The organism is Amnimonas aquatica, from assembly GCF_002943415.1.
Lineage (GTDB): Bacteria > Pseudomonadota > Gammaproteobacteria > Pseudomonadales > Moraxellaceae > Perlucidibaca > Perlucidibaca aquatica_A.
Window position 1 is genome coordinate 1 of record NZ_PTQZ01000069.1, and the last position, 7,784, is coordinate 7,784.

Annotated in this window: 7 protein-coding genes; all 7 read right to left on the bottom strand. The window is 67.9% G+C overall.

Annotated features, from left to right (window positions below; all coding sequences use genetic code 11):
* Window positions 1-145 precede the first annotated feature (145 nt).
* On the bottom strand, window positions 146-994 hold the full coding sequence (gene motD / locus C5O18_RS04260; protein WP_105191763.1) for a flagellar motor protein MotD: 849 nt from the start codon (window positions 992-994) through the stop codon (window positions 146-148).
* A 3-nt stretch (window positions 995-997) separates the two neighbouring features.
* Window positions 998-1,777, bottom strand: a complete 780-nt coding sequence (locus C5O18_RS10720; protein ID WP_105191765.1) for a flagellar motor protein — start codon at window positions 1,775-1,777, stop codon at window positions 998-1,000.
* A gap of 12 nt (window positions 1,778-1,789) precedes the next feature.
* The gene (locus C5O18_RS10725; protein ID WP_206389720.1) at window positions 1,790-2,527 is read right to left on the bottom strand and encodes an RNA polymerase sigma factor FliA; all 738 of its coding nucleotides are present in this window, start codon (window positions 2,525-2,527) and stop codon (window positions 1,790-1,792) included.
* Entirely contained in the window at window positions 2,521-3,348 is an 828-nt protein-coding gene (locus C5O18_RS04275; protein ID WP_206389721.1) for a MinD/ParA family protein, read from the bottom strand. Before C5O18_RS04275 ends, C5O18_RS10725 begins: the two co-directional genes overlap by 7 nt.
* A gap of 24 nt (window positions 3,349-3,372) precedes the next feature.
* Window positions 3,373-4,503 carry a flagellar biosynthesis protein FlhF gene (locus C5O18_RS04280; RefSeq protein ID WP_158249264.1) on the bottom strand — a complete coding sequence of 377 codons (1,131 nt, stop codon included), beginning with the start codon at window positions 4,501-4,503 and terminating at the stop codon, window positions 3,373-3,375.
* Between the two features lie 51 nt (window positions 4,504-4,554).
* Entirely contained in the window at window positions 4,555-6,672 is a 2,118-nt protein-coding gene (gene flhA / locus C5O18_RS04285) for a flagellar biosynthesis protein FlhA (RefSeq protein WP_206389722.1), read from the bottom strand.
* A gap of 2 nt (window positions 6,673-6,674) precedes the next feature.
* On the bottom strand, window positions 6,675-7,784 hold a 1,110-nt coding region (gene flhB, locus C5O18_RS04290), incomplete at its 5' end, for a flagellar biosynthesis protein FlhB (RefSeq protein WP_105191771.1).

Consider the following 7,784-nt stretch of genomic DNA (forward strand, 5'->3'; position numbering starts at 1 on the left):
CGGCCAGCCCCAGCACCACCGGCGCGGCATCCGGCGTGGCCAGCCAGGCGCCCAGGTGGGTGTCGGTGCCGACACGCGCGGCCAGGTCGTTGAGGAAGCTCGTCACGTCTTGCATCAGGACATCTCTCGTTCAGTTCCCGCCCGCTCAGGGGCGTCCAGCTGCCGATGGAACCACTGCTTGCGGGATCGGCGCAATGCCCGGTGCCACGCTTTCGCGCACCGCAGGCGCGGTGAGCTGGCTGGCGGAGACAATGAGCTGGACGCGACGATTGCGGTTGCGGCCAGCCTCGGTGGCGTTGTCGGTGGCCGGACGGTACTCGCCGAAGCCGATCACCGCCATGCGCGCCGGATCGACCCCGGCGCGCATGAGCAGGTGCACCACGCTGGCCGCGCGCGCCGCCGACAGTTCCCAGTTCGACGGATACGCCGGCGTGCTGATGGGCACGTTGTCGGTGTGCCCCTCGACGCGGATGGGGTTGGGGAAACGCTCCAGGATGTCCGACAGGCGGGTCAGGATGTCGCGCGCCTGCTGCGACAGCACGGCGGTGCCGCTGGGGAACAGCAGGTCGGTCTGGATCACGATCTCGAGCGCGTGCGTGCTTTCGTTGAGCAGGATCACGCGCGCCTCGATCAGGTCGGAGAGCTGCTGGCGCATGGCTTCGGCGATCTCGCCCAGGCTGCCCTCCATGTCCTCGTTGCGGTCGATGCCGTCCTCGCCGCCGACGGGCTGGTCGGTGGCCACCATGTCGAGGTTGGGACTCATGCCCTCGGACTGCACGGTGACGCTGCCGATCTGCACCGGCACATTGGTCTTGGGCGAGCCGTTGAAGGCCGCGTTCAGCGATTCGGAGGCGGCGCGGTACTTGCCCTCGTTGACCGAGGAGATGGCGTACATGACCACGAAGAAGGCCAGCAGCAGCGTGATGAGGTCGCCGTAGGGAATGGCCCAGGCCTCATGGTTCACATGATCCTCATGCTTGTGCTTGCGCGCCATGGCTCACTTCCCCTTGCCCTTGCCGGCGTCCTTGCCCGGCGCCTGCACGAAGTAGCCCTGCAGACGGGTCTCGATGTTGCGCGGGTTGTCGCCCTGCGCGATCGACACCAGACCCTCGATCATCATGGCGCGGAACTTGGCCTGCTCCTTGACCAGCATCTTCAGCTTGTTGCCGAAGGGCAGGAAGAACAGGTTGGCCGAGGCGATGCCGTAGATGGTCGCGGTAAAAGCGGCGGCGATGCCGGGGCCGAGCTTGCTGGGATCGGCGAGATTGCCCATGACCGCCATCAGGCCGAGCACGGCGCCGACGATGCCCAGCGTCGGCGCGTAGATGCCCATGGCCTCGAACACCTTGGCGGCCGCGGTGTCGTGCTCCTCGGCGGTCTCGACCTCGATCTCCAGCACATTGCGGATGCTCTCCGGCTCGCCGCCGTCGACCAGCAGCTGCAGGCCCTTCTTCACGAACGCGTCATCGACCTCGTCGAGCCGCGCCTCCAGGCCCATGAGGCCGTCCTTGCGGGCGATGCGGCTCCACTCCACGATGCGCGCGATCTCGGTCGCGGGATCGATGTGCGGCGGCTTGAACAGCCATTTGCCGAGCTTGGCGGCGCGCATCAGCACCGGCCTCGGGTGCTGCACCATCACCGAGGCCAGCGTCCCCACGATCACGATCATGAACGCCGCGCCACCCAGCAGCCCCTTGAGGCCGGCACCCTTGAGGATGCTGCCGACCAGCAGGGCCACGAAGGCCAGCACGATGCCTATCAGGGTCATCAGGTCCATGGTTCAAACTCCTCAGGCGGTCTCGCCGGCCCATTCGCCCAGCGCCTTGCGCAGCCGGCCCACGGCCTGGGCGTGCAACTGGCAGACGCGCGATTCGGTGACATCCATGACCAGGCCGATCTCTTTCATGTTCAGGTTCTGTTCGTAGTACAGCGACATGACCAGCTTCTCGCGCTCCGGCAGGCGGCCGATCTCCTCGGCCAGCGACTGCTCGAAGCCGGCGCCCATGAGCGCGCGCAGCGGCGTGGCGCTGTCCTCGCCACCGAGCACGGCGGTTTCGGGATGCTCGTCGATGATCTGGTCCAGGCTGGCCAGGTACAGGCCCTCGGCATCGCGCAGCCAGGCATGGTAGGTCTCCAGATCCACGGCCAGCTCGGCGGCCACCTCGGCCGCCGCCGCCTCGCGGCGCAGGCGCTGCTCGACCCGGTTGCGCGCCTCGCCGATCTCGCGCGCGGTGCGCGCCACCGAGCGCGGCGCCCAGCCGCCGCGGCGCAGCTGGTCCATCATCGCCCCGCGCACGCGGATGGCAGCGTAGGTCTCGAAGCTGGCGCCCTTGTCGCCTTCGTAATTGCTCGCCGCCTCCAGCAGGCCGATCATGCCGGCCTGGATCAGGTCATCGAGGTCCTGGCTGGGCGACAGGCGGCCGCGCAGGTGCAGGGCCTGACGCTTGACCAGGGCGGCGTGACGCAGCACCAGCTCGTCGCGACTGCCACGATGCACCTGCCGGTAGGCCGCCGATGCGTTCACCATGACTGGCCCGCCTCGCTGCCGACCGCCAGCAGCCGCTCCGCGAAGAATTCGATGTGCCCGCGCGAAGCCGACGGCATGGGCCAGCGGCAGACATCCTCGGCCAGGCGGCGGAAGGCCTGCGAAGCGTCGGCGGCCGGATACAGGTCGCTGACCGCGCGCTGCAGCGCCACCGCCTTGAGCAGGAACTCGTCGCGCGGGATGGCACCGACCCAGACCAGGTTGACATCGAGGAAGCGCTCGGCGACATCGCACAGGCGCTCGAACACCTTGCGCGCCTGCAGCTCGCCGCCGGACATGTTGCACAGCACCTTGAAGCGGGTGATGCCGGCATCGCGGTTGAGCACCTTGATCAGGCCGTAGGCGTCGGCCAGCGAGGTCGGCTCCTCGGTGACCACCACCAGCACGTACTGGCTGGCACGGCTGAAGGTGATCACGCTGTCGGAAATGCCCGCCGCAGTATCGACGATGAGCACGTCGTACTCGTCCTGCAGCGCGGCGAACGAACGCACCAGCTGCGCATGCTGGGCCGGTGTCATCTCCGCCATCTGGCGCACGCCGGAGGCGGCCGGAATGATGGTGATGCCGAACGGCCCGGGAATCAGGATGTCCTTGAGCTGGCTCTCGCCGACTAGCACGTGGGACAGGTTGTTGCCCGAGCGCAGCCCGAGCAGGATGTCGACATTGGCCAGGCCGAGGTCGGCATCCATGAGCAGCACGCGGCGGCCGAGGCGCGCCAGCTGGCAGGCCAGATTGATGGAGACGTTGGTCTTGCCGACCCCGCCCTTGCCGCTCGTGACCGCGATGACTTGTACCGGCTGCATGGCTATCTCGCTCCTCGTCCGATATCAGGCTGTGCGGCGCTGTGCCGACCAGGACCAGCGCTCGACGTGTTCGGGAACCGGCACCGCCGCCGCCAGCGGCCAGCGCACGGCGATGCGCGCCGCCAGCGCGCCGGTGTCGGCCGCCTGCCAGGCGGCGGCGTGATCGCGGCTGATGCTGCTGCCCAGCCAGGGCAGGTCCTGGCGGCACAGCCAGGAGGCCAGCAAGCCGGGCTGCGCCAGGGTGTCGACTCGGGTGGTGACGACACCGGACGGGCGCAGCGCGGCGAACGCCGACAGCGTCAGCTGGCGCAACTCCTCGCTCATGTCCATGGCCATGACCAGCACGCGGTGCGCGACGCCGGCGGCATCGAGGCTCTTGCCCAGTGCCGCCAGCGCGGCCTCGTCATGGTGGTCGGCGCCGGCGGTGTCGACCAGCACGCGGGCATCGGCGGGCAGCTGCGCCAGTTCGTCGCGCAACGCTGCGGCGTCTTCGGCGAACAGCACCGGCAGGCGCAGCACCTTGCCCAGCGCCATGAGCTGCTCGCGGGCACCGAAGCGCAGGCGGTCCAGGCTGACCAGGAACAGCGGCGTCTGCGGCGAGCGCCGGCGATGCTGCAGGGCCAGGGTGATCATGAGCTGGGTCTTGCCGGCTCCCGGGCTGCCGATCAGCGCGGTCGCGCCATGCGCCGGCCATTCGCCGCAGGTGACCGCGCCGAGGCTGGTCTTGATGGCCTCGGCCAGGGTCTCGCGGTCCGGCTGCTCCGGCAGCACGGTGCGCAGGCGCTGCTGCAGCACGCCGCCGAGGCCGGCCGAGGTCAGCCGCGCGGCGAGATCGCCGGTGGCCAGCGGCGATTCCTGCGCCACCAGGCGGCCGAGATTGCGCTCCAGCAGAACGCGCATCGAGCCCAGCTCGTGGCGCAGTGTCATGAGGTCGCGATCGGCGGCGGTCTCGTCATTTTTTTGACTTTCCCGGGCGCGCACCGACAGCTGCCGGCCGCTGGCATCCTGCAGATCCGGCGTGTTGATGGCGACCACGAACTCGATGCCTTCCGGTACCTGGTAGCAGGTCAGGATGCTGGCGTCCGGCCCCTGTTCGGCCCGGATCAGGCGCATGGCCTGCTGGCTGTCCGCCGCGCGATATTTCTTGATCTTCATGTTCCGCTCCTGCCCTGTCCGTCTGCCGCCAGGGCCTGCTGTCATGCCGCCTCAACCCTGGGTCAGGCGCCCCTGCGAGCCCAGGCTCGACACCAGGCGCACCTGCTTGCTGTCCGGCACTTCGTTGTACGAGAGCACATGCAGCGACGGGATGCTGCGGCGGATAAACCGCGCAAGCCAGGACCTCACCGAGGGCGAGACCAGCAGCACGGCCGGCTGGCCCGCTGCTTCCTGGCGTCTGGCGTAATCCGCCAGCCCCTGCTGCATGCGCTCGGCCAGTCCGGGCTCCAGCCCGACCGCGCCCGCGCCGCCTCTGAGGCTGTTCAGCAAGATCTGTTCCAACTCCGAATCCAGCACCATGGCCGGCAACTCTTCTTCCAAGCCGTTGATTTCCTGAATAATCATTCGACCAAGCGCAATGCGGACGCCTTCCAGCAATTCGTCAGGATTCTTGCTTCGCGGCGCCTGCTCCGCCAAAGATTCGGCGATCAGGCGCAGGCTGCGGATCGATACGCCCTCTTTGAGCAGGTTCTGCAGCACGCGCACCACCACGCTCAGCGGCAGCTGCTTGGGCACCAGGCTGTCGACCAGGCGCGGATCTGTCTGCGCCAGCCGGTCGAGCAGCTGCTGCACTTCCTCGTGGCCGAGCAGCTCGTGCGCGAAATGACGGATGATCTGGCTCAGGTGGGTGGCGATCACGGTACCGTTGTCGACCACGGTGTAGCCCAGCGCCTGCGCCTGGTCGCGCAGCGACGGATCGATCCACACCGCTTCCATGCCGAAGGCCGGGTCCTTGGTGGCGATACCGGGCAGGCTGCCGTGCACCTGGCCCGGATTGATGGCCAGCTCCATGCCCGGCTGGATCTCGCCGCTGGCGACGGCGTCGCCGAGCACCAGCAGGCGGTAGCCGGTCGGCGCCATGTCGAGGTTGTCGCGAATGTGCACCGGCTGCACCAGGAAGCCGAGGTCGCGCGAGAGCTTCTTGCGCACACCGGTGATGCGGCCGATCAGCTCGCCGCCCTGGGTGCGGTCGACCAGCGGAATCAGGCGGTAGCCGACCTCCAGGCCGAGCACGTCATTCTGGGTCACATCGTCCCACTGGATCTCGGCCGGCTGCTGCGGCACCTGCGCCGCCAGGTCGCCACCCTCGCCGGCCAGCAGCACCTCGGGGCCTTCGTCGCGCGTCTGCACCAGCCAGCCGCCGGCGAAACAGGCACCGGCCAGCAGCAGGAACACCAGGTGCGGCATGCCCGGAATGACCCCGACGATGAACAGCACGATGCCCGACAGGTAGAGCACGCGCGGGTTGTCCAGCATCTGCCCGACCACCTGCGCACTCATGGTCTCGGTGCGCGAAATGCGGGTGACGATGATGGCCACCGCGATCGACAGCAGCAGCGCCGGGATCTGCGCCACCAGGCCGTCGCCGATGCTGAGCAGCACGTAGTATTCGGCCGCCGTCGCCGCGCTCAGGTCGTGCTGCATCATGCCGATGACCATGCCACCGACCAGGTTGATGAGCAGGATCAGGATGGCGGCGATGGCATCGCCCTTGACGAACTTGCTGGCGCCGTCCATGGCACCGTAGAAGTCGGACTCGATGCGCACGTCTTCGCGGCGCTTGCGCGCTTCGTCCTGCGAGATGATGCCGGCGTTGAGGTCGGCGTCGATGGCCATCTGCTTGCCCGGCATGGCGTCGAGGGTGAAGCGCGCGGTCACTTCCGAGACACGGCCGGCGCCCTTGGTCACCACCATGAAGTTGATGATCACCAGAATGGCGAAGACCACAATGCCGACCGCGAAATTGCCGCCGATGATGAAGTGGCCGAAGGCCTCGATGACCTGGCCGGCGGCGCCCGGGCCCTGGTGGCCCTCCATCAGCACCACGCGCGTCGAGGCCACGTTCAGGCCCAGGCGCAGCAGCGTGGCGACCAGCAGCACGGTCGGGAAGGCGCTGAAGTCCATGGGCCGCTGCACGTAGATCACCGCGAACAGGATCATCAGCGAGAGCATGATGTTGAAGGTGAAGAACAGGTCGAGCAGGAAGGTCGGCAGCGGCACCACCAGCATGCCGAGCAGCGCCAGGATCAGCAGCAGGATGCCCAGCCCGCTCCGCGTCAGGTCGCGCACGGTGGCCAGCATGTTTGCGGAGAAATCGTTCTGCTTCATGATCAGTGGTCCTGTCCGCGGTCCGTTTCATGGCCCTTGAGGTATTGCGCATCCACCAGCGGTTCGGGCACGGCCGGAATGTCTCCGCCCATGGCCTCCCACTGCTTGAGCTGGTAGACGTAGGTCAGTATCTGCGCCACCGCCAGGTAGAGCCCGGCGGGAATTTCCCGGTCCAGCTCGCAGCTGGCGTAGATGGCGCGCGCCAGCCGCGGCGAAGCCACCAGCGGCACCTTGTGCTCGCCGCCGATCTCGCGGATGCGTGCGGCGATCTCGTCAATGCCCTTGGCCACCACCACCGGCGCGCCACCCTTGCCCTGGTCATAGCGCAGCGCCACGGCATAGTGGGTGGGGTTGGTCACGATCACGTCGGCCTGCGGCACCTTTTCCATCATGCGGCGGCGCGAAGCCTCCATCTGCATCTGGCGGATGCGGCCCTTGACCTCGGGGCGGCCCTCGGACTCCTTGTGCTCGTCCTTGATCTCCTGCCGGGTCATGCGCAGCTGCTTCTTGTGGTTGAACAGCTGCCAGGGCACGTCGATGAGCGCGATCACCGCCAGCGGCAGGCTGACCACCAGGAAGAACCACACCAGCATGCGCCCGCTGCTCAGCATGGCCTGCTCAGGCGACTGCAGCGACAGGCCGAGGATGTCGTCGACCAGGCCGGTCATGAGGAACCAGGCGACGCCGCCGATGACCAGCACCTTGAGCACCGACTTCACCAGCTCGACCAGGCTCTGCATGGAGAACAGCCGGCCGATGCCCTTGATCGGGTCCAGCTTCTCGAACTTGAACGACAGCGAGAAAGTGGCGCCGCCAAGCATCACCGAGGCCCCAAGTGCAGCGATGAAGCAGACCAGGAACAGCGGCCAGAGCAGCACCAGTGCCTCGAGCATGAACTGGCCGAAGAGCACCGGCAGCTGCCAGGGATCGCGCGTGGTCAGCACCTGCGCCGAGAAGGCGTGCTTGAGCAGCTGCAGGAAGCCCTGGGCGAAATGCCCGCCGAGCACGAACAGCAGGCCGGCGGCGGCGATGGTGACCAGCATGGTCGAGAGCTCGCGCGAACGCGCCACCTGGCCCTTGCGGCGGGCATCCTCGAGCTTTTTCGCGGTCGG

What these genes read in the sequence shown, in the direction of transcription:
- motD (WP_105191763.1), bottom strand. Translation starts at nt 994, where the DNA reads ATGGCGCGCAAGCACAAGCATGAGGATCATGTGAACCATGAGGCCTGG.
- C5O18_RS10725 (WP_206389720.1), bottom strand. Translation starts at nt 2,527, where the DNA reads ATGGTGAACGCATCGGCGGCCTACCGGCAGGTGCATCGTGGCAGTCGC.
- C5O18_RS04275 (WP_206389721.1), bottom strand. Translation starts at nt 3,348, where the DNA reads ATGCAGCCGGTACAAGTCATCGCGGTCACGAGCGGCAAGGGCGGGGTC.
- flhA (WP_206389722.1), bottom strand. Translation starts at nt 6,672, where the DNA reads ATGAAGCAGAACGATTTCTCCGCAAACATGCTGGCCACCGTGCGCGAC.
- C5O18_RS04280 (WP_158249264.1), bottom strand. Translation starts at nt 4,503, where the DNA reads ATGAAGATCAAGAAATATCGCGCGGCGGACAGCCAGCAGGCCATGCGC.
- C5O18_RS10720 (WP_105191765.1), bottom strand. Translation starts at nt 1,777, where the DNA reads ATGGACCTGATGACCCTGATAGGCATCGTGCTGGCCTTCGTGGCCCTG.